This window comes from uncultured Roseobacter sp., assembly GCF_947501835.1.
In the GTDB taxonomy this organism is placed as follows: Bacteria; Pseudomonadota; Alphaproteobacteria; order Rhodobacterales; family Rhodobacteraceae; genus Roseobacter.
Map to the genome: position 1 here is coordinate 37,914 of NZ_CANMXR010000014.1, position 21,453 is coordinate 59,366.

Annotated in this window: 17 protein-coding genes; 8 read left to right on the forward strand and 9 right to left on the reverse strand. The window is 59.2% G+C overall.

Annotated elements, in window-relative coordinates; translation table 11 throughout:
• Positions 1 to 441: 441 nt before the first annotated feature.
• The 3 genes from Q1A20_RS22215 to Q1A20_RS22225 form a co-directional block, all read right to left on the reverse strand.
• The gene (locus Q1A20_RS22215; protein ID WP_299506636.1) at positions 442 to 1,128 is read right to left on the reverse strand and encodes a rhomboid family intramembrane serine protease; all 687 of its coding nucleotides are present in this window, start codon (positions 1,126 to 1,128) and stop codon (positions 442 to 444) included.
• Positions 1,129 to 1,204: 76 nt separating this feature from the next.
• Positions 1,205 to 2,575: a hypothetical protein gene (locus tag Q1A20_RS22220; protein WP_298976265.1), complete on the reverse strand. Its 1,371-nt coding sequence runs from the start codon at positions 2,573 to 2,575 to the stop codon at positions 1,205 to 1,207.
• Positions 2,576 to 2,586: 11 nt separating this feature from the next.
• On the reverse strand, positions 2,587 to 3,195 hold the full coding sequence (locus Q1A20_RS22225) for a polysaccharide biosynthesis/export family protein (protein WP_298976267.1): 609 nt from the start codon (positions 3,193 to 3,195) through the stop codon (positions 2,587 to 2,589).
• A 335-nt stretch (positions 3,196 to 3,530) separates the two neighbouring features.
• Here Q1A20_RS22225 and Q1A20_RS22230 point away from each other — a divergent pair, with 335 nt between their 5' ends.
• Complete coding sequence (locus Q1A20_RS22230) at positions 3,531 to 4,007, forward strand: hypothetical protein (protein ID WP_299410294.1); 477 nt, start codon at positions 3,531 to 3,533, stop codon at positions 4,005 to 4,007.
• Positions 4,008 to 4,246: 239 nt separating this feature from the next.
• Here the strand turns inward: Q1A20_RS22230 and Q1A20_RS22235 are convergent, their stop codons facing one another.
• Both Q1A20_RS22235 and Q1A20_RS22240 read right to left on the reverse strand, forming a co-directional pair.
• Positions 4,247 to 6,649 carry a tetratricopeptide repeat protein gene (locus tag Q1A20_RS22235; protein ID WP_298976270.1) on the reverse strand — a complete coding sequence of 801 codons (2,403 nt, stop codon included), beginning with the start codon at positions 6,647 to 6,649 and terminating at the stop codon, positions 4,247 to 4,249.
• A 230-nt stretch (positions 6,650 to 6,879) separates the two neighbouring features.
• Positions 6,880 to 7,578, reverse strand: a complete 699-nt coding sequence (locus Q1A20_RS22240; RefSeq protein WP_298976272.1) for a sugar transferase — start codon at positions 7,576 to 7,578, stop codon at positions 6,880 to 6,882.
• 557 nt (positions 7,579 to 8,135) lie between these two features.
• Here Q1A20_RS22240 and Q1A20_RS22245 point away from each other — a divergent pair.
• The 5 genes from Q1A20_RS22245 to Q1A20_RS22265 all read left to right on the forward strand — a co-directional run bounded on the left by Q1A20_RS22245 (position 8,136) and on the right by Q1A20_RS22265 (position 13,814).
• Complete coding sequence (locus Q1A20_RS22245) at positions 8,136 to 9,029, forward strand: AAA family ATPase (protein ID WP_298976273.1); 894 nt, start codon at positions 8,136 to 8,138, stop codon at positions 9,027 to 9,029.
• Positions 9,026 to 10,546, forward strand: coding sequence for a lipopolysaccharide biosynthesis (locus Q1A20_RS22250; protein WP_299918779.1), 1,521 nt, complete (start codon positions 9,026 to 9,028; stop codon positions 10,544 to 10,546). The genes Q1A20_RS22245 and Q1A20_RS22250 overlap by 4 nt, the downstream gene beginning before the upstream one ends.
• Positions 10,547 to 10,614: 68 nt before the next feature.
• Positions 10,615 to 11,454: a CpsD/CapB family tyrosine-protein kinase gene (locus Q1A20_RS22255; RefSeq protein WP_298976277.1), complete on the forward strand. Its 840-nt coding sequence runs from the start codon at positions 10,615 to 10,617 to the stop codon at positions 11,452 to 11,454.
• Positions 11,455 to 11,496: 42 nt separating this feature from the next.
• Positions 11,497 to 12,525 carry an NAD-dependent epimerase/dehydratase family protein gene (locus Q1A20_RS22260; protein WP_299918781.1) on the forward strand — a complete coding sequence of 343 codons (1,029 nt, stop codon included), beginning with the start codon at positions 11,497 to 11,499 and terminating at the stop codon, positions 12,523 to 12,525.
• Between the two features lie 14 nt (positions 12,526 to 12,539).
• The gene (locus tag Q1A20_RS22265) at positions 12,540 to 13,814 is read left to right on the forward strand and encodes a nucleotide sugar dehydrogenase (RefSeq protein ID WP_299918784.1); all 1,275 of its coding nucleotides are present in this window, start codon (positions 12,540 to 12,542) and stop codon (positions 13,812 to 13,814) included.
• Positions 13,815 to 13,818: 4 nt separating this feature from the next.
• On the opposite strand, the gene Q1A20_RS22270 is transcribed toward Q1A20_RS22265, so the two are convergent.
• The 3 genes from Q1A20_RS22270 to Q1A20_RS22280 are packed head-to-tail and all read right to left on the reverse strand — an operon-like array spanning position 13,819 to position 16,839.
• Positions 13,819 to 15,279, reverse strand: coding sequence for a sulfotransferase (locus Q1A20_RS22270; protein ID WP_299918787.1), 1,461 nt, complete (start codon positions 15,277 to 15,279; stop codon positions 13,819 to 13,821).
• Positions 15,276 to 15,494 (reverse strand): hypothetical protein, encoded by a 219-nt coding sequence (locus tag Q1A20_RS22275; RefSeq protein WP_299410284.1) that lies wholly within the window; start codon positions 15,492 to 15,494, stop codon positions 15,276 to 15,278. The genes Q1A20_RS22270 and Q1A20_RS22275 overlap by 4 nt, the downstream gene beginning before the upstream one ends.
• 19 nt (positions 15,495 to 15,513) lie before the next feature.
• Positions 15,514 to 16,839: an arylsulfotransferase family protein gene (locus Q1A20_RS22280; protein ID WP_299918790.1), complete on the reverse strand. Its 1,326-nt coding sequence runs from the start codon at positions 16,837 to 16,839 to the stop codon at positions 15,514 to 15,516.
• Between the two features lie 602 nt (positions 16,840 to 17,441).
• On the opposite strand from Q1A20_RS22280, the gene Q1A20_RS22285 reads away from it, so the two are divergent.
• On the forward strand, positions 17,442 to 19,181 hold the full coding sequence (locus Q1A20_RS22285) for an ABC transporter ATP-binding protein (RefSeq protein ID WP_299410281.1): 1,740 nt from the start codon (positions 17,442 to 17,444) through the stop codon (positions 19,179 to 19,181).
• Between the two features lie 114 nt (positions 19,182 to 19,295).
• Here the strand turns inward: Q1A20_RS22285 and Q1A20_RS22290 are convergent, their stop codons facing one another.
• Positions 19,296 to 20,429: a rhamnan synthesis F family protein gene (locus tag Q1A20_RS22290; RefSeq protein ID WP_299410279.1), complete on the reverse strand. Its 1,134-nt coding sequence runs from the start codon at positions 20,427 to 20,429 to the stop codon at positions 19,296 to 19,298.
• Positions 20,430 to 20,717: 288 nt separating this feature from the next.
• On the opposite strand from Q1A20_RS22290, the gene Q1A20_RS22295 reads away from it, so the two are divergent.
• Positions 20,718 to 21,446, forward strand: a complete 729-nt coding sequence (locus Q1A20_RS22295; RefSeq protein ID WP_299918794.1) for a hypothetical protein — start codon at positions 20,718 to 20,720, stop codon at positions 21,444 to 21,446.
• The last annotated feature ends 7 nt before the right edge of the window (positions 21,447 to 21,453 follow it).

Below are 21,453 nucleotides of genomic sequence, written 5' to 3' on the forward strand. Positions count from 1 at the left end.
TGTGGTTGAAGGCTGCTCATTTTATGGCAGGAATGTGGTTGAAGACCTGTTTCCAATTCATGCTTGTCGTTGGCTTTTTCAAATTGCCTATCGGTAGAACCCCTCAAATCCAACCATAGCTGGCTCTGAGGGGCGGGAATTCACTCATAAGTAGGCAGGATTCCACCGATGACGCCGGGGTAGGAAAATTAACATTTGGGGCGTGACGTTGGGTAAAGCATGCAAACATCATGGCGCCGATCGTTTCGGGTTCGGAAACCATAATGGTTTAAGGCGTTAACTATTTTTATTTTTGCCACCTGCGGGCGGTTCCCGCATTGGGTTTCACGACTGTGTGATGGGCAAAAAACCCCGGCAAGCCCGCATTATGGCATAAAGATGGTCTGCAGGATGCGGCCAGTGAGGCCCGATCTGGGCAAGAGGGCGCGCATCCGGCAACAATCAGTCGGGGGAATCGCCCTGATTTTCCGCTGCAATGCTGCGGGGATCGACCAGCAGGGCGGCCACCCAACCGGCCAGAAATCCGCCCAAATGGGTCTGCCAGGCCAGCAAACCATCCATCAGCCACCACAGGATCAGGTTCAGTGCCAAGAGCCCGGTGACCGCGCGCCCGACGGGCCAGAGCCGCCGCGCCGCACTGAACCGGTCCACGTAATTCCAGGCCAGAACGCCGCCCGCCAGCCCGAAGAGCCCGCCCGAGGCGCCCACCATCGGGCTGGTGGTTTTGGCCAGCAGCCCGAACCCCAGCGCGCCGCCCAGCACCGCGGCGGTATAGAGAAAGACAAAGCCAAAGGTGCCCACCCGGTCCAGCACCACGCGCCCCAGGCTGTAGAGGGTGAGCATATTGACCGCGAGGTGCACCGGCCCGCTGTGCAAAAAGGAGTAGGTGACAAACATCGTATAGGGCTGCAGCGGGTAGTTCGGGGTCCAGCGCCCCAGGAGCCCGGGCCAGAAGCCGAAGAATTCATAGACCGTCTGGCGCACGCGCCCCACGGGCAGCAGGCCAATGTCGCCCAGGCTCAGCGTGGTCTCGATCAGGGTACAGATCACGATCACCACCACAATCGCCCATTGCTGCCGCAGGGCGGTGGCGAGGGGAGAGGGGAGGGGCGGCTGGGGGGTCGTCATCGGGTTGGGCTCGCTCTGCCTGCCTCCGCCGCGCAGGGGGGTCCTTTGAGCGCCAGGCCTTGGTCACATATAGGGATCAAGGTCTGAAACTGAAGGCTTTTTCCAAGCTGACAAAGAGGGTGTTCGAGTTCCGGTCTTCCCGATCGTTCCGCTGGTTCGTGGAATACTCATAGCCCGATACCAGGCTCCAGTCGTCGCCCACGGCCCGGCGATAGCTGAGGCTGGCGCGCAGGGAGGTTGTATCTTCGTCATTATCGGCCAGCACGTTCTCATCGGCAAAGCGGAAGCTGGCGCTCATGCTGGAGATTTCGTTGAGCTCGCGCGAGTAGCTGACAGAGAGCCGGGTCCGGATGGTTTCATTGTCGTCATTGTCGACGGTGGAGGCCTGCGACAGATCGAGGCTGATCCGGCTGACATTGTTGATGTCCAGGTTGAGACCAGCGCTGATCAGGGGCTCGATGGAGAAGCCTTCGACCTTGGCCAGGCCGAAGCCGATGGAGGCGGTGCCGCGGGGCAGGTCGTAGCTGCGGTTGGCGCGGGCATCGACTTCATTGCCGTTGATCGTCTCGCGGCTGGAAATGTCGAAATCATAGGTGCCGTTGGGCCGGTCATGGGACAGGCCGAAGCGGTAGCCGGGGCCGCTGTTGTCCGTCCGGGTGGTGGATTCGTTATTGAAATAGGAAATCCCGGCAGAGAGGGTGGTGACCGCCGAGATGTCGTAGGTGCCGCCCACATCGAAGGAGGTGCGGGTGCGGTCATTGGCGCCGACCCCGTCCTGATCCTGCTCGCGCCAGCGGGCGGTGGCATTGAGGCTGGCCACAGGCGACAGCCGGAACGAGCTGCTGGCGGTCAGCCCGTTTGTGGTGCTGTCGCGCAGATCGGGATCGGTGGTGCCGGTAAAGCGGGAATCCGAAAAGAAGTGGTTCAGATCGAAGGTGACGGGCCCTTGCCGGTTCAGGCTGAGCGCGCTGCGCAACGAGAAGATTTCCCGCCGGCCATCGTCGGAGATGATGAATTCATTGCTCAGATCGTCGAAAAAGACCGAATCCTCGACATCCCGGCGCACGTAGGAGGCATCAAAGCTCAACCCCGCATTGCGGGTCTGCAGGTCGTAATTGAGGTTCAGATCGGGGTCTTCAAACTCGGTCTCGGACCGGCTGAAGTTGTAGACAAAGTCGGTCCCGGTATTGAACGACAGGGCCTGGTTCTGGTTTTCCGACAGCAGGCCAAAGCCCAGACGCGTGACGGAGCGGAACCCTTCGTTCTCGTTGTTGCTAAACCCCTGACGCTGAACGTTTTCCAGGCGTTCCGAGATGGTGAAGGAGGCACTGATCCCTTCCTCGGCCCGCAACAGCCCACCGGCCCCCACCAGGGGGAGCGCGACAGGGACGATCACGATCGCCGCGGCCAGCGTCGCCTTACCCGATTGCAATGATTTCCGCCCCACCTGTCTGGTTCCTATTCGAACAGCCTGCGTTCTGGGACCAGAATGACATCCCCGTCCTGCAGGATGATATTCCGGTTGAATTCGGCCCCGTCAGACAGGGCGCGGTAGTTGATGGTGATGATGCTGGGGGTGCCGGTCACCGGATCGGTGCGGCGCAGCTGGATGCGTTTGGTGGCGGCAAAACGGGAAAACCCGCCGCTTTGGGCAATTGCCTGCAGGAAGGTGGTGCCAGCGGCCATCGGGCGCAGGCCGTCGCCGTTCACTTCACCGATGAAATAGACGTTGATCGCGTCAGGTCCGACCGCGGTCTCGCCCACACGGGGGATGGAGACCGAATTCACCGAGACAAATACCGTCGGGCTGGTGGCGAAATTGGGGGCAATGCCCGCGGCAATGTTCTGTTGCACCTGGGCGGCGGTGCGCCCGCCGGCCTGAACGGTGCCGGCAAAGGGGAAGTTGACCGTGCCATCGGGCAAAACCAGCAAGGAGCGGTTCAGCGAGGTGTCTTCAAGCACTTCAATGGCGAGCGTGTCCCCGGGCTGAATACGATAGACGTTTTGCGCGCTGGCGGATGTCGCTGCCAGCATCAGGCCCCACAGGGCGAAGATAAGATATTTCATACCGTGCCTCGGTTATTTTGGCGCATGACCAGACGTCATGCCTGCTTGGCCGCATTATTGCGTCAATTTTCCCGCCGCGCAAAGCCCAAGCAAGGCAGTTGGCGGCAAGCTGTTGCGCGGTTGTGCTTCTAAGGTCACTCAAAAGGGGCAGGCGGGCGGTAAAGCGCCGGTAAGGCCGGGTCCTGGTGCGGAATGTCCTGCATTTCTGACCCCCTGGCAGCAGTGCGCGGACAAAGCCGACGAACCAAGCGGGTAAAGCAATGTTCCCATTTGCGGTTTTGGGCAGCAGGGACTGTTTACGCTATTGTCCATCAAACAACGTAAGCGGAGGACGAATGATCTGGCTTGAAGGATTGAGCTATCTGGTAACCATACTTGGCTTCCCGGCAGCTATTTTTGTTATCGTTCGCGAAGAAAGGTTGAGGCGCGCAAATGAGGTAAGTGAACTGCATCGCAGTCTCTCCCAAGAGTACGACGGTTTTCTGAGGATGGTCATGGATAACTCTGACCTTCTGCTCATGAGTCAATCGCAGTTGCCGGAACCGGTTTCTCAAGAGCAATGCGAACGTATTGAAATCATATATAGAATGCTCCTCTCGTTGTTTGAGAAAGCCTTCATTATTCTCCACTCGGACGAGATGGACACCGAAGCGCGGCGGCGTTGGTCTTCGTGGGAAGACGATATTATCGAATGGTGCCAACGGGATCACTTCCGGCAGCTCTTGCCGAAACTGGTGGAAGGCGAAGACCCGCAGTTTCGCGCTTATATACTGCAACTTGGTCAGGAAGCAGAAGGCAGCGCAATGACCTGATGATCGCCCGTTACTGAGTTGCGGTGGACGGAGAATACAAAAACTTGTTCGAACGAGAGAGCCGCCATGCGCTGCACTGCATAGGCTCCGTAGATGAGGGCTCTTTCGAGATCCTTGGCGGCATCTGCATTTTGAATAGCGCGGGTCTAGCACCTGACGCGTAGGGGCATCCGAGCTGTCATGCTCGGAGTGTTTCGCGGCCTTTCCTGTCAGTTGGCCGCGAACACAGCCGAAACGCCTTAATTGTCGCTGGAGGCTTCCAGCTCGGCAATTTTTGCGCGGATTTCATCGACAAGCTCGGCAGACCCCAGCGGTCCCACCCGTTCGATGGCCTTGCGCATCTGCGCCAGCGCTTCGTCCTTGCGGCCCAGCTCCTTGTAGACCCGGCCCAGGTGGTATTGCACGGTGGCATCCTCGGGCAGACCGGCCGCAGCGGGTTCCAGATATTCCAGCGCGCCTTCGGTGTCGCCATTGCGGAACAGGATCCAGCCATAGGTGTCCATCAGCGCCGGTACTTCGGTGCCCTGCAGACGCCGCGCAATCAGCGTGGCGCGCTCCAGGCTCTCGGGGTCGGAGCGGAAGGTGGCCAGCAGGCTGGCGAGGTTATTGGCGACAATCACCGAGGCCGAGTTCTGCTCATAAAGCTGCGAATAGATCTCGATCGCGCCGTCGATGTCGCTCTGTTCCTGCAGATAGGACGCCTTGGCCCAGAGCAGGTTGCCCGATTGCGGATTGGCGGCAATGCCGTCGTTCAGCGTTTTCAGCACATCGTCACTGGCATCATCGATCATCTGCATCTTGGCCAGCTGCAGCCAGGCCAGATCGGCCCCCGGGGCTGCGGCAACCACGGCGGCCATGGTTTCCTTGGCGCCGCTGATGTCGCCGGTGGCGGCTTCGGTCAGGCCGAGGAAATAGGCGTAGGACAGATTGTCAGGGTTGTTGGCCACAAGCTCTTGCGCCAGATCGCGCGCGGCTTCGGGCTCGTTGTTTTGCAGCCGGGCCTGGATCAGCGCGATATCGGCGCCGCCGACCTGCTCCGGCGACGCAGCCAGCGCTTCGAGATAGGACATCACCGCATCAGCCCCGTCTTCGCGGCCCAGCAGGGCCACTTCGAGCCGTCTGGCCTGCGCCATGGCTTCGGGTGTCGCGATGTCTTCCAGCGCGTCGATCACCTGCCGCAGACGACCGCTATCCTTTTGTTCCAGATAGATATTTCCCAAAAGGGTCAGCACTTCGGTATTGGCCGACTGCAGGCGCAGCGAATCCAGCAGCGTGGCTTCTGCTGCTGTCAGCCGGTCTTCGGCGGCCAGGGCAGTGGCATAGCGCAGCGCCTCTTCGGGGGCATTGCCGGAGGCGTCATTGGCCAGCGACAAAAAGTCGAGCATCAGGGCCTTGTCGCCGGTGCGCTGATAGGCCTCTGCCATGATGGTCATGGCTTCCGAGTCCTCGGGGCTTTCGGCAAGCGCGGCGCGCATGGCGTTGATGGCACCTTCGGTGTCGTCATCCTCGACCATCCAGCGGGCCTGCATCTTCAGCGCGCCGACAACAGAGGGGTTATCGGTCAGGATCTGTTCGACCAGCCGCCGGGCGCCCACCTCATTGCCATTGGTGGCCAGCATGGTGGCCAGGGTCACCTTGATGGTGTCCATCTGTTCGGTGTCAGCATCTTCGGGGGCGTTGTCGACAATCCTCTGCATCTCGGCCAGGGCCACGTCGCGTTGCCCGTTGTCGAATTTCAGCGAGGCGTTGAGCGCGCGCAGATCCAGCGCATCGGGGTTGGCGGCCACGGCATTTTCCAGCTCGGTGGCGGCCTCGGCGCGTTTGTCGGTGGCCAGCAGGAACTGGATCAGGGTGACAAAGCTGCTGGTGTCGCCCGCGGGGGCGGCGGCGGCCTGGTCGCGCAGGAAGCTTTCGGCCTCATCGCCCTTGTCGCGGCTGATCAGGAAGCGCAGCAGGTTGGACTGGTGCCGGTCTTCGTCGGGGAAAGTCGCCACCATGCGGCGCAATTCGTCCTCGACCGCATCCTCATCGTTCAATGTGCCCAGAAGCCTGATCTTGGCGAAATAGAGGTCCACATCTTCCGGCGTGGCCTGGATGGATTTCTCGATCTGCGCCAGGGCCGCGTCATAGCGTTCGCTGACGGTGTAGCCGTCGATCAGGATCTGCCGCAGGATTTCATTGTCCGGGAACTCCGCCTCCAGCGCCTCGGCCTCGGCCAGCAGGCTCTGGCGCGCGGCCCGGTCTTCGGCCAGGGCCGCGTCGCGGTAGCGCGAGGCCAGATCGAGCAGCCGCACATTGGCGTCGTCAGAGGCCAGCCGGATCGCCTCACCGGTGTGGCGCTCAAACGCGTCCCAGTTCTTGATCATGAAGGCCATCTCGCCCAGCTTGACCTGGGCTTCGAGGTTGTTGGGGTCCTGTTCCGCCACCCGCAGGTAGTTCCGGAACGCCGGGCGCAGGCTGCCGTCCTCGTAGTTCAGACGGGCCAGTTCGAGCCGTGCATCGATGTGGGTTGCTTCTTGTTGAAGGGCATTGCGGAATTCGATCCGGGCGCGGGCTTCATCGCCTTCGGCCATCAGTTCGAGGCCACGCTGGTAGTGCCCTTCGGCACGTTCCGCATCCGATTCGCAGGCGATCAGCGCCATGCAGAGGGTCATAGAAAGGGTAAATTTCTTGAGCAACACGGGGTGGATACCTTCATTTTACAATAAACTGAGCCTGTCTAGCAGGCAAAAGGCCTCTGGTGCCAGTATTCATAACATGATCGTTAACAAACACTGAGGCCATTTTATGGAATTTACGACAGGGGGCTGACGCGGAAAAGAGCGTGGCAATTGCCACACTCTTCCCTGGAAATTATCAGCCGTATTCTGGCTTAGTAGCCGGTGCCGCGCAGCACGACGACAACCGTCTGCAACAGCACCTTGATGTCATTTTTCAGCGACATGGTGCGTTCATAGACAGCGTCGTATTTCGCCCGGTCACAGAAATGGCAGGCGTTGCGGTCCGAGATTTGCCACAGGCCGGTGATGCCGGGGCGCAGGCGGTAATAGCTCTGACCGGGGTAGAGCGATTGCTGGGACAGCATCATCGGGCGCGGGCCGACCAGTGACATCGAGCCCATGAGCACGTTGATCAGCTGCGGCAGCTCATCCAGCGACGTCTTGCGCAGGAAGCGTCCGATCCAGGTGACCCGGATATCATTCTTGAGCTTCTGCGTGGCATCCCACTCCGCCTTCAGCGCGGGATCCTTGCTCAGGTGGTTCTGCAACAGCGCATCGGCATTATGCACCATGGTGCGCATCTTGATGATGCGGAAAGCCTTGCCGTTCCGGCCAACGCGTAATTGCGTATAGAACGGGGCGCGCCCGTCCAGGGACACGAGCAGGGCCATCAGTGCGATCACGGGGACAACGACCACGGCGCTCAGCGCGACGAGGGTGACATCCACAAGACGCTTGAGGCCGCTGTCATAAGACAGGGGGGGCCGGGGCGTGGTCGTGATCTGTGGATAAGCAGCGGTTGTGGACCCCAACTTCATCTTCAACTGGGTGTCCGAGGTATCAAATGGCATCAAAAACTCCGATATATTGTCGGTACTTGGTTACACACGCGTGAAGCTCTGCAGCTTCGGGAATAGTCGTCGTTGGGCTCCTCAATACCTGAACCCTGTGTCACTTTAACGAAAATTTAGTAAAATGCTAGGCATCCCGCCGCTCACTGCTGCCGGAATAGGCGGAATTTGCACTTTTGACGTGCAGTCGCTGCATTGCGTGGCAAAAAAATATGACAGCTTGCAATCAAGGCGTGTATTTCGAATCAACAATACGGGTTTTTTCCGGGGCATTGTCTGGCGAATTTGGGCATTTCGCTCGAATCAACGCCGTTTGGGTCGGCCCTGCCCGATGAGAGGCAGCGACGAGGTGTATTCCCTATTGATGCCTCAATTCCTATATAGTCTGTTGTAAGCGCATCGATTTCGAGACAGACTCTGATCGTTGACGTAAGGGTTTTGTGCCGATACCGCTCGCGGTGTGTGGTTGTGTGTTGAAAAGTGGGATGTTTGAATGGCACGGGTGCAGGAAACCAACGCGCGGGTTGTCGGCGGACAGAACGAGAGCAGATTCTGAGATGACGGCAGCACTTTATACGTCTTTCTTTGGATTTTCGGAGCGGCCTTTCACGCTGCTGCCCGATCCTGATTTCCTGTTCTGGTCCGACAGTCACAAGCGCGCCTATTCCGTGCTGGAATACGGGATCGCGACACGTGCGCCGCTGACCCTGGTGACCGGCGAGATCGGCGCGGGCAAGACCACCCTGATCCAGCAGCTGCTGAGCGTGCTCGATGAAGACGTCACCATCGGGCTGATTTCCAATGCCCAGGGGGGCCGGGGTGAACTGCTGCGCTGGGTGCTTTACGCGCTGGGGATCGATGCCGGCGCGCAGGACGATTACATCACGCTCTTCAAGCGGTTCCAGGATTTCGTCATCGATGAATACAGCGATGGCCGCCATGTGGTGCTGGTCATCGACGAGGCGCAGAACCTCAGCATCGAGGCGCTCGAAGAGCTGCGCATGCTGACCAATATCAATTCCAACAAGGATGAGCTGTTGCAGCTTATTCTGGTGGGGCAGCCGGAACTGCGTGATATCGTGGCCAGCCCCTCGCTGATGCAGTTCGCCCAGCGGGTGACGGCGACCTATCACCTGAAACCGCTGAGCCTGCCGCAAACCAAGGAATACATCCGGCACCGGCTGATCCATGTGGGCGGCACCGGCACCGAGTTTTCGATCTATGCGATCAAGTGCATTTACGAGGAAAGCGGTGGCGTGCCCCGTCTGATCAACAAGCTGTGTGACCTGGCGCTGGTCTATGCGGCCAGCAGCGAAGACAGTGTTGTGGGGATCAATGTGATGCGGGAGCTGGTGGCGGATGGGCTGTTCATCAAGACCAGAGAGCATGACCATGGTGTCTACGTTCTGGAAAACCGTATCGACGAACCATTGAGCAAGGTGGCGGAATGATCCCGGATCTGAGATTTTATTTGCGGCTGTTGTCGCGCCGGTTCCCGGCGATGGCCTTTCTGATCGTGCTGGCCAGCTGTGTGGGGCTGGTGATGGCGCTGCGGCTGCCGACGACCTATTCGACCAGTGCGACGTTGCTGGTGGAATCCGCGCAGATCCCCGACGAGATGATCCGCTCCACCATCAATGTCGAGGCCGCCGAGCAGCTGGAGGTCATTCAGCGCCGGCTGATGACCCGTGCCAACCTGATCCAGGTGGCGCGCGACAACAATGTCTTTCCCAACCAGCGTCGCATGAACCCCGATGACGTGGTGTCCGAGATGCGCCGTAAGACCAAGGTGCGCCGCGCCAGTGGCCGCAACCGCGCCACGGTCATGACCATCAGTTTCGAGGGCCGCAGCCCGCAGGTCGTGGCCGCGGTGGTCAGCCAATATGTCACCATCGTGCTGGCCGCCAACAGCGATTTCCGGGAAGAGCGGACCGCCGGAACGCTGGATTTCTTCGAACAGGAAGTGGCCGCCCTGTCGGCCAGTCTGGATGAGCAGAGCGCCAAGATTGTGGCCTTCAAGAATGAGAACGTCGATGCGCTGCCGGAAAATCTGGAATTCCGGATGGGGCGGCGCGCGACCCTGCAGGACCGGATTTCCCGGATCCGCCGTGACATCGAGGCGATCGAGGCGCAAAAACTCAATATCCAGCGGGTTTACGAAAACACCGGGACGCTGACCGACAGCCGCCGCGTGAAACTGTCGCCGGAGGCGGCGCGGCTCAAGCGGCTGCAGGGGGAGTTGCGGGTGGCGCTGAGCGTCTATTCGGAAACCAACCCGAAGGTGAAGATCCTGCGCAATCAGATCGAGACCCTCACCGCCCAGATGCGCGCGGCCGGGGAGGCCATCGCCGAAGAGGGCGGTAGCCCGCTGGACGCGGTTCTGGAGGAGATGGACGGCGAGATTGCCGAGCTGGAGCTGCAGATCGAGGAAGCCAAGGCCGAGTTGGAAGAGCTGGCCGATGGGATTGCGCGCACCCCGGCGAACCGGATTTTGCTGGAGGCGATGGAGCGCGAACGCCGCAGCCTGCAGGGGCTTTATGGTGGCGCCGCACAGCGGTTGTCGCAGGCGCGTCTGGGTGAGCGGGTAGAGGTTTCTGCCCGCGGCGAACGCATCACCGTGCTGGAGCCTGCCACCGTGCCCAATACCCCGTCGGGGCCGAACCGCGCGGCGATCATGTCGTCGGGCGTGGCCGCGGGCATGGGGCTGGCGGGGGGGCTGTTCGTGCTGCTGGAACTGCTCAACCTGTCGATCCGCCGCCCCACCGACATCACCAAGGTGCTTGGCATCACGCCGCTGGCCACCCTGCCGCGGTTTGAATCGCAAGCCGACCGCCGCCGCCGCCGGACCCTGCAGCTGCTGACCCTGGCTGCGGTGATCGTGGCCGTGCCAACCTCGCTGTGGCTGGTGGATACCTATTACATGCCCCTTGATGTGCTTTTCGAGAAAGTCAGAGAACGTCTCTTCTGATGTGATGAAACCCCTGCGGATCCTTTTGGACAGCCGTTCTTGTGACATAAGCCAGGAGACTGGAATCGATGGAAAAACTGCAAAAAGCGCTTAGCAAGGCCCGCCGCGACCGGGGCGGTGCCTCTGCCGGCACCCCGCGCCGCCGCACGCCAAAGACCCTGTCGCCTGCGGCCCCGGCGCTGATCCGGCCGTTCCCGCCGGTCTGGGACGAACTGCAGCCGATCGAGCCCAATCCCGACACCCTGACCGCGCATCGGGTGATCACCCTCAACGCGCAGGCCGAGGCCAATCCTTTCGACATTCTGCGCACCAAGATTTTTCTGTTGATGCGGCAGAACGGCTGGACGCGCCTGGGGATCACCTCACCGGACAAGGGCTGTGGCAAGACCACGATCAGCTGTAACCTGGCGGTGGGTTTCAGCCGCCAGCAGGAAGTGCGCTCCATGCTCTTTGATCTGGATTTCAGACGGCCCGGGATCGCGTCGATCTTTGAACACCGTCCCGAGCACGATGTGCGCGCGCTGCTCACCGGAGAGGTCAGCGCCGCGGAGCAGATGGTCCGGTTGCGCACCAATGTGGCGATTTCCATGTCCAAGAACCCGGTGAGCGACCCGACACAGATCCTGCTGTCGCAGAAGGCGGTCTCGGTGATGGATGACATCCAGAAAGAATTCGAGCCGGACATCATGATCTATGATCTGCCGCCGATGCTGGTGACGGATGATGCGCGGGCGGTGCTGAAAAACGTGGATTGCGCGCTGATCATTTCGCGCGCCGAGCACACCAAGGTGTCGCAGCTGGATGTCTGCGAACGCGAGGTGGCCGAACATACCAACGTGCTAGGAGTGGTGTTGAACAGCTGTCGCCATCTGGAGTCTACCGAAGAATATTATGGGGATTACGCCTGAGGTCTCTGGCAATTTTCCCCATCGCGCGCCAATAAAGTGGCCATGACAGATTCACCCGCCCGCAAAGTACTCGTGACCGGCTCTGCCGGTTTCATCGGATTTCACCTCAGTACGCTGCTGCTGGAGCAGGGCTTCAGGGTGCATGGCTTTGACGGCATGACCGACTACTATGATGTGCGCCTGAAAGAGCGGCGTCATCAGATGCTGCTGCAGAACGAGGCCTTCAGCGCCACCACCGCCATGCTGGAAGAGGCCGATGTCTTTGCCGCGATGGCGGCGGAGTTCGAGCCGGATGTGATCGTGCATCTGGCAGGCCAAGCGGGGGTGCGGTATTCCCTGGAAAACCCGCGCGCCTATATCGACAGCAATGTGGTGGGCACCTTCAACGTGATGGAGGCGGCGCGCGCGCATCAGGTCAAACATCTGCTGATGGCCTCGACCTCCTCGGTCTACGGCGCCAATGAAGAGATGCCCTTTGCCGAGACCGACAAGGCCGACACGCCGATGACGATCTATGCGGCCACGAAAAAGGCCAATGAGGCGATGGGCCATTCCTATGCCCATCTTTACGATCTGCCCACCACCATGTTCCGCTTCTTCACGGTCTACGGGCCCTGGGGGCGGCCCGACATGGCGCTTTTCAAATTCACCGATGCGATCCTCAAGGGCAACCCCATCGACATCTACAACAATGGCGAGATGTTTCGCGATTTCACCTATGTCACCGATCTGGTGCGGGGCATCCGGTTGCTGATCGATGCGGTGCCGGCGCTGCCCGGGGCAGAGGCTGCGGCGGTGCCCGGCGACAACCTCAGCCCGGTGGCGCCGTTCCGGGTGGTGAACATCGGCAATTCCGACAAGGTGCGGCTGCTGGATTTCGTGGATGAGATCGAGCGCTGCCTGGGGCGCGAGGCCATCCGCAATTACATGCCGATGCAGATGGGCGATGTGCCCGCCACCTGGGCCAATGCCGATTTGCTGAAAAACCTCACAGGCTACAAGCCGCAGACGGATTTCCGCGATGGGATCGCGCAATTCGTGGCGTGGTTCCGCGACTATTACGACACCTGAAAAGGGCAGGGGCCATGCTGAAAGTTGAGGACGCGAAGATCGGCGTGATCGGTCTGGGCTATGTGGGGCTGCCGCTGGCTGTGGCCTTCGGGGCCCGCCACCCGGTGGTGGGGTTCGACATCAGTGCTGATCGGATTGCGGCCCTGAAGCAGGGCAAAGACACCACGTTAGAGACGGATCCGGCGGAGCTGGCTGCGGCGGCGCATTTGTCCTTTACCTCGGATCTGGCGGATCTGGCCGCGTGCAATGTCTATATCGTGACCGTACCGACACCGGTGGATGGGGTGAAACGCCCCGACCTCGGACCGCTCATCGCCGCCTCGGAAACCGTGGGGCAGGTCATCGGGGCGGGGGATGTGGTGATCTATGAAAGCACCGTCTATCCCGGCGCCACAGAGGACGACTGCATTCCCATTGTCGAGCGGCTGTCGGGCCTCAGGGTCAACGCGGATTTCTTTGCCGGCTATTCGCCCGAACGCATCAACCCCGGCGACCGCGCCCACCGGCTGGCCGACATCCGCAAGGTCACTGCCGGCTCCACCCCGGCGGCGGCAGAGTTCATCGATGCGCTTTACGGGCGCATCATCACCGCGGGCACCCATCTGGCCCCCACGATCAAGGTGGCCGAGGCCGCCAAGGTCATCGAGAACACCCAGCGGGATGTGAACATCGCGCTGATCAACGAGTTGGCGATGATCTTTGAACGCATGGGCCTCGATACGCTGGATGTGCTGGAAGCGGCGGGCACCAAGTGGAATTTCCAGCCCTTCCGCCCCGGTCTGGTAGGGGGGCACTGCATTGGCGTCGATCCCTATTACCTGACGCATAAGGCGCAGATGCTGGGCTATGACCCGCAGATGGTGCTGGCCGGGCGCCGCATCAACGACGGTATGGGCGCGTGGATGGCGAGGCTGCTGATCCGCGCGATGATCGACCGCGATCTGAAGATCAAGGGCGCGCGGGTGCTGGTGCTGGGGCTGGCCTTCAAGGAGGACGTGCCCGATCTGCGCAACACCCGCGTGGTGGATATCGTCACCGAGCTGGCGGATTTCGGCGTGCATGTCGATGTGCATGACCCGATGGTGGACCCTGCCGAGGCGCGCGCGCAGCTCGGGTTAGAGACGGTTGAGCCGCAGGAAGGCGCCTATGACGCGGTGGTGCTGGCCGTGCCCCATGCGACGCTCCGGGCAGGGGGGCTGGACGCACTGCTGCCGCTGATGGCGGGGCAACCGCTGATCCTGGACGTCAAAGGCGTCCTGCCGCGCGACCCGGATATCCTGCGGGTCTGACCTTTCAGGAGGCCTTGTCCGAGTGTTGCGGACCCACCGCATATTGGGCGAGGGCGGCATAAAGCTTGTCGGCCTGTGCCAGCAGCGCAGGGTCAAAGGCATCGCGGTCCGTGACATCCGGCGTATCGCGGAAATAGCTGGCGAAATCGACTTCTCCGGTCTCGATCTGCAGCCCCTTGCAGAGCGCCTGCATGGTCGCATCGGGTGTCTGGCGCAGATCGTCCTGGGCCAGGATATGGCATTGCGCCACATGAGCCTGCACCTGGACAAAGGCGGCGATCCAATAGGCCAGCCAGTAATCCGGCGTGCGCGGGTCGTAAGCGCCGGGATCGAAGCCGTCAAACCCGATGGGCCTGTGCAGCTGACCAAATTCCAGATGGCCGATGTCGCGCATGTAGCGGCGCACGAAATCATCCTCTGCCTGCAGCGTCAGGAAATTCTCATGCTGGCGCAGCAATGAGGCCGCATGGGCGGCGGGGTTGCGCAGCAGCACCACGATGCCGCAATCGGGAAACATCTCCGGCAGCAGCTGCAACCGCGCGATATTGGCGTTGTTCTTGGACAGATACCGACCCTTCCCGCCACCGCGCAGCACCGCCATCTTGCGGAACATGCGGCGGAACACGCCCGCGGCCTCGGCCTTGGCATCCTCTGGCGTCCAGAGGGGGATGCGGTCACTTTTGTACTTGCCCGGCCAGTAGAGCATCCAGAAGATCTCATCAAAGGCTTCGGGGCTGTCGAGATCGATGCTGAGCCCGTCGCCATGGGCGCGCTTTTGCCGCGCGACCTCGCGTTTGAGCGGCGCGCTGAGGCGGCTCCAGAGCAGCGGCGCTGTGGCAAAGGGCATGTCGCGATAGGTATGGGTGACCATACCCGGCAGATCGTGCAGCGCGTTGAGCACCGCCGTGGTGCCGCCCCGCGCCAGCGAAGTCACCAGCACCGGGGGCTGATCCGCGACGCCTTTGATCTTGCGCCCCAGAAACATGTCTTCGAGCCGGATCGCGAATTTCTGGATGCCGGGCCCGGAAAAGGCCAGCATGTGCAGGAACCGGTCCCCGCTGCCATAGCCGGTCTGCGGTTTATCCGGATCTTTGCGCTTGAACAGCCAGACCAGCACGATCAGCGCCACGCTGACGCCGATGATGTAATCGAGCCGCAGCATCAGATCGAAGACAGCGGCAGAAGGGGAGAGCCCGGCGAATTCGGCGAGATAGATCGGCAGGGCGGCGGCCGCGAGACAGGCCACGAGCCGCCAGGCGATGGCGCCGCTGCCCACGATCAGGGCGATGCCCGCCTTGCGCACAGCCGCTTCCTTCTCGTCATCCGAGAGGCCGCTGTCCAGCATCGCGGAGAGCCCGGTGTTGGCCTGGGCGATGGCGCGTTGCGCCGCCCCGACAATGCCCGTGCCGTAAATCCCGGCCGCAAACCCGAAGACGGCGACCAGGGAGACCAGAAATGCGGTCATTCGTTCTCGGTGCCGGGCGCGGGTTCAGCCCCGTCACGTTTTTTGCGCATCATCCGCTTGATCGGGTACCACAGGAAGCCGACCACAAGCAGCAGGATGCCGCCGATGATCGCGATCAGGATGCCGATGGCACCCAGACCCGCCCCGGGGCCGATATAGGCAAAGGCCGGGGTGGCCATGCAGAGGGCGGTCAGGAAAAAGGCAAGAAATCTCATTGGGGTACCCTTTCAATAATCAATTACATGTGGCTGCACGTGTCTCGAAGAATGCAGCATCCATATCCGCTGGCAGCAGCTTTGTCATGAAGATCCGGCCGTTTATCTCATCCGAGATCCTGTTGCTGTAGCGCCAGGCCAGTTGTCCGTCCGGCAGATATTCGAGCGCGCGGCCCTCACCGCTGGAGGTCACCAGGATATTGCCGTTGGGCAGGCGCTGGTGCACGCCCATGATGTTGGTGAAGAACCCGTCCGGGCCCTCCCCGTTCAGCGCCACGCTGGCCTCCCCGGTGCGGGCATTGACCTCCACCACCCGGCTGGCGGGCGGGATCGGTTCGGTGGAGGGCGTCAGATTGCGGTTGTCGAAGATGGAGATGCGGTCGCCGGGCATGAAATCGGGGTCGTGATGGCGCAGAACCTGCCCGGTAGAGACGAATTTCATCTCCAGCGTGTCGGGATCGAAGACCGCAATCGTGTTGATGTTGCGCAGGGAGACCATGATGTCGCCGGGCGCGAAAACGCTCGACGCCATGCCTTGCGGAAAGATGTCCACATCGTTGAGGTGCAGCGTGTCGCCGCGCACCACGGTGCGGCCATTGGACAGGGTCGACATGAACAAGAGCCCCTCGAGCCCATTGCGCAGGAAGACATCGATCATCGAGATTTCGCGCAGCACCTCGCCGTCATCCGACACCTCCTGCAATGTCCAGGAGCGCAGGGGGGCGGCGTGGTTCTGGTATCCGGTCGGACCCTGCTGCACGTAGCGTTCGGCGGCCACCCAGGTGGCGCCCTGATCGGAATAATGCACGGCGTGATGCCCGAGGTTGTCGAGCTTCCAGGAGACCGCGCCGCAGACATCCATGCGGAAGGAGCTCAGATGTTCGAAATTCGCCACGATGCTGGCATCCGGCAGGATGTCGACCCCATGCAGATACATGCCACTGTCGCCCTTGGGGCGCCGATCTTCGGGGAAATTGCCTGTGCTGCCCGGCCAGACCTCTGACCACACAGGCCGCCATTCGTGGATCGTCTGCCCGCTTCTGTCGATGATCCGCACGGCGGTATCGCGGTCCTGCACGATTTCCGCGACCATCAGCAGCCCCGGTGCGAGGCGATCCGGCAGCAGCGATTCAACGGGGGTGTCGTAGCGGACGTTGCTGGCCACGAGGATCTGATCGCTGGGCGCCAACAGTTCCTTGATCTGTTCTGTGGCGCTTCTGATTTGCGGCATCGGGAAGAGGCGATGTTTTTGCGCCATAACGCCGTAGGTAAAGGCGAGTCCGAGCACGACAACCACCGCGCAAATGCGGAAAATCAGCAAAGAGGCATCTGGTTTGCGGGTCATTTGGGGGAATCAGTTTCTGTTAACGAAAAGCTCTTGGCTTGCGGACCATAAGATGGGCGTATTGTAACAAGCCAGCCCTGCGGCGAGAAAAAACCCGCTTGTGGTAAACTGTCGCTGATTGTTGAGCACTTACGGTCGCGAAATCCGCTTATCTGCCTCTCATGATGCAGTTCAAAGACCGAAATGGACGCTGGCAGGAAAGGCCAAATGCCCGCGATTTTGGTCCAAAGGGGGTGAGGCCCTGTGCCGCCATCAAAGCGGGATTATTAAAAGTCAGCGTGATTTATTTGCATAACTATCCTTATCCAGTCTCGTTTCATGTAGCTGCAGAGGTCAAATATCACCTGCAAGCAAAGCAGAAGTGCCACTCTCGTCTGCAATGAGAACAGACAGCGAGAGCAGATATGACATGGGTGACGATGAGCGAGCGGGATTTGAAACGCATTGAGTTTCTGGCGCAGTTGCGATGGATCAGCGGAGCCTTGCGGCAGTGGTCCTTTACAGGCCCAATGATCCCCCCTACGTAAGGGACCTCATGGGATCCGGGCACTGTCACGATGATCGATAGTTTTCAAACAAACGTTAACAGCGAAAAAAGCGAAATGCTCAAACGGCTTTTGCGTGAAAACCTGCGCTCTCAATCTTTGAGCTATGGTGTGGCGATTGTTGCCATGATCGTGATTGCGGTTACGACGGCACTCACCGCCTGGATTATGAAAGATATCATTGATTCCATGGTGCAATCAGGCGACCGCAATAAAGTTTTTGCCATTGCCGGTGCCGTTGCCCTGATCTTCACGGTGAAGGGCCTTGCAGGCTATGTGCAGGTCGTTGCGCTGAGCCGCGCAGGCAACCGGATTGTCGCCGACCAACAACGCAGGCTTTATGACCGTCTGCTCGAACATGGTGTGGCGTTTTTCAATACGCTCGATACCTCCAACATCCTGATGCGGGTCACTGCTTCGGCACATGCTGCGCGTACTGTAATTGATACTCTGATCACGGGATTTGTGCGCGATCTACTCACGTTGATCGGACTGATTATCGTCATGATATATCAGCAGCCAACCCTGTCGTTCTTTTCGCTGATTTTCGGGCCACTTGCGATCCTTGGCGTGCGTCAGATCCTCAAACGGGTGCAAGGTATTGTTGAGGCTAATATGGTCTCTGCCGCTGAGATCATCAGGGTGCTACAGGAAACCTCAACGGGCATCCGCGTGGTCAAAGCTTTTGCTTTGGAAAAGCATATGGCCGCTCGGATGAACACGGCCGTTACGACTGTCGAAAGCCGCTCGAATGCGATGGCGCGCCTCTCCGGAGCTACCAGCCCGCTAATGGAGACGCTTTCAGGCTTTGCGATTGCCTCTGTCGTAGCTTTGAGCACGGTCAGTATCTTCGGTGATGCTGCGACATCTCCGGGTGAGTTGATGTCATTTGTGACGGCACTTTTGATGGCCTATGATCCGGCAAAACGGCTTGCCCGAATGCGCGTTGGGATTCAGGCGGGCCTCGTTGGTGTCGGATTGATGTATCAGATCCTGGATACTCCGATTGCGGTGAGTGAAGAGGCCGATGCGCGCGATCTGCCGGAAGGTCCGGGCAAAATTATCTTTAACAAAGTCAGCTTCAATTATGAGGATAACAAATCCCTGTTGCGCAATCTCGACGTGACCTTCGAGGCGGGCAAGACGACAGCGCTGGTGGGGCCGTCCGGTGGCGGGAAATCCACGATTATCAACCTGATCCTGCGCCTTTACGATCCCGTACAGGGGCAAATCGAGATCGATGGCTTTGATCTCCGGCAGGCCACCTTTGCCTCCCTGCGGGACAAGATAGCTTTTGTGGGTCAGGAAACCTTTCTGTTTGCAGGTTCGCTCAAGCAGAACATTGCAATGGGTCGGGCGAATGCCACAAACGACGAGATCATCGCGGCGGCCAAGGCCGCTAATGCACATGACTTCATTCAGAGCATGCCGCAGCAATATGACAGTGATGTGGGCGAAAATGGTGGCAACCTGTCGGGCGGTCAACGCCAACGTATTGCAATCGCCCGCGCGATCCTGCGCGACAGTCCCATTCTTATCATGGATGAGGCAACAAGTGCGCTCGATTCAGAATCCGAATTCCTTGTGAATGAAGCGCTGCAGAAGCTGTCCAAGGGACGCACCACGATTGTGATCGCTCATAGGCTGTCTACCATTCTGAATGCAGATAAGATCGTTGTGATCAAGGACGGCGAAGTTGCGGAACAAGGCACGCAAGGCGAGCTGCTTTCGCAAAATGGCTTGTTCCAGACACTTTACGACAGGCAGTTTAGCTCCGGACCAGCCACTCTGGGCTGAGATCAGGCTGTGCCCAGAAATATCCTGTTCTGAAGTCGGGATGTGATCTGCGATGCGCAGCATGGTATCAGGCGCAAGCGCGATTTTACAAAGAGCCGGTAAAGCTGCGGACAATCACTTTGAAAGCTGAAGGTCGTTTGCTTCCATCAATGCTTCATCTGCGGCAGGTTCTGACAATGCTCCAAGCAGTAAAGAAGATATCTTGGCTGCATCTTGATCCAACCAAAGCGGTGATTTCTTTAGGAACGGAAACCCGAGAAACAAAACCGAATAGTAAGCAAGGGCATAGGCAGTCCCCTGTCGCGCAGCCACCATCAGAACGAAGTTTACCAAGTCGGTACGACTAAGCTTATCGATCGACAGAATGACGTTCGCCTTCGCCTTTTTAAGGCGTGAATCATCCAAGACAATCACGTGCCGTGCAACGTCTCGCAATTCCGGATCACTCAATTTGCCCAAGCATTCAGCAAGACGGTGCACGCCAAGCGTCTCTGCGTGCGAATACCCTCGCCGTAAGATCCATGCGGTCAAACCAATTTCGCCCCGCCGCACTGTGCGCTTCTTTTTGTTGGTGAGGGGAAAAGATGCCCAAAACTCGATGAATTTCGGGTCCTGTACAATTTTTTGACCAAGGCTTAACGCAAACGAGCAGTAGTGAAAATTCTTGTGATCAGTTCGATAGTCAAAGCTCAATTCACGGAAGTGGTCGGGGTCAACACGGGGTATCCCATAGTTTGAAACAGCGCCGGCAAACTCAACGCCAAGGTCATCAACGTCAGCCAACCAGTCCGTTTTGGAACTGACGGGAAACCAAACAGAGTCGTTGAGTAGAACCAACTGCTTGATTGCTGCCACATCATTACGCATCGACAGAATGCCGTCACGATACCCTCCGAAATCGTATCCATAATTCGGGCGTTCGATGTACATGTGGCACTTTGGAAGAACCGCAACTTTTTGTCCTGGATTCAAAGGTAAATTTGACACCACCGTCACTGCGAAACCCTTGGAAGCCAGATAGTCGAGGGTTCTGAAGTGCCCAGGCTGTAGCCCGTTTTTTGGGAAAATTAGATATACCGCCCGTTTGTCCGTTGTGTCCTGCAGACCAGACAAGATCGTTTTTTTGTGCGCTAAAAAGCGATCATAATAGAAGGTACCAAAGAGGAAATTTGTGGTGTCCGCTGGCCACTCTAACAAGTGGTTTCCCAAACGCTTCAGCTCCCGTCGGATTTTCCACCATTGCGGCATACCCCAAACTCCTAAAACACTTTCCGACCAGGCCCCAATCGTGGGTTATTTCGTTCTCTTGTGAGTTGAACGAGTACTGTTTGCAAGAGCAAGGCGACCGAAAGGGCGGGCCAGAAAACTTTGGCGGTGCGCAATCTTGCGTCGAGCCTCTGCAGATAGCGTAAAACAGAGCCGCTTTGCCAAATATCAACAGCTATTGGCAACTTGAGCTTGTCGATGGCAGCTCCTATTAGGGTCCATACCTACACCTACCGGTTGATCCGCGCTGCGATCAGAAAGGAACCTTTTGTGTCTCTGAAAAAACGTATCACCGCGATGTTTGCGCCCGAACCGGCACCCGAACCAGCCCCTGCAAAAAACACTGAGCTTTTCGCTCTCTTCGAGTTTGGTGACGGTGGTGAGTTCGACTACCAGGCCTACAGAGCAGCTCAAGTCACCAAAGCACAATCTGATACGGGTGACGTCTGGGCGGATCCCAAAACGTTAGATGTGATCGCTGATTATGCGCGCGCGAAGATCCCAAACCTGTCGTTCTTACTGTGCCACGGAAGCAAAGCAGGTATGGAATCCAGACATTTGGCTGCACGGCTTGGCTGCGAAGGAATAGGGACTGACATATCGCCACCGCAAGCCGCACAAGGTGTTGTGGAATGGGACTTCCACGAGAAAAATGACGAATGGAAAGGACGTGCGTCCCTTGTCTATACAAACGCGCTTGATCACGCGTATGATCCCAAAAAAGCGATTGATGCTTGGGTGGACCAGCTCGCACCCGAGGGTTTGATCTTTATCGAACATACGATGCTGCACGCGCCCGAAGGCTCCAGCGCGTCCGATCCGTTCGGGGCTCATCCACTGATCATGCCTTACCTGATCCTCGATTGGGGCCAAGGCAAATATTGTGTCCGTGATGTGATTAAACCCGAACACAAGAAACCACATTGGAAGCCAGTAGAAGGTGAAAGGCCAGACACCGACTTGGATATCTGGGTTTTTGTGATAGCTCGCAACACCTAACACGAGC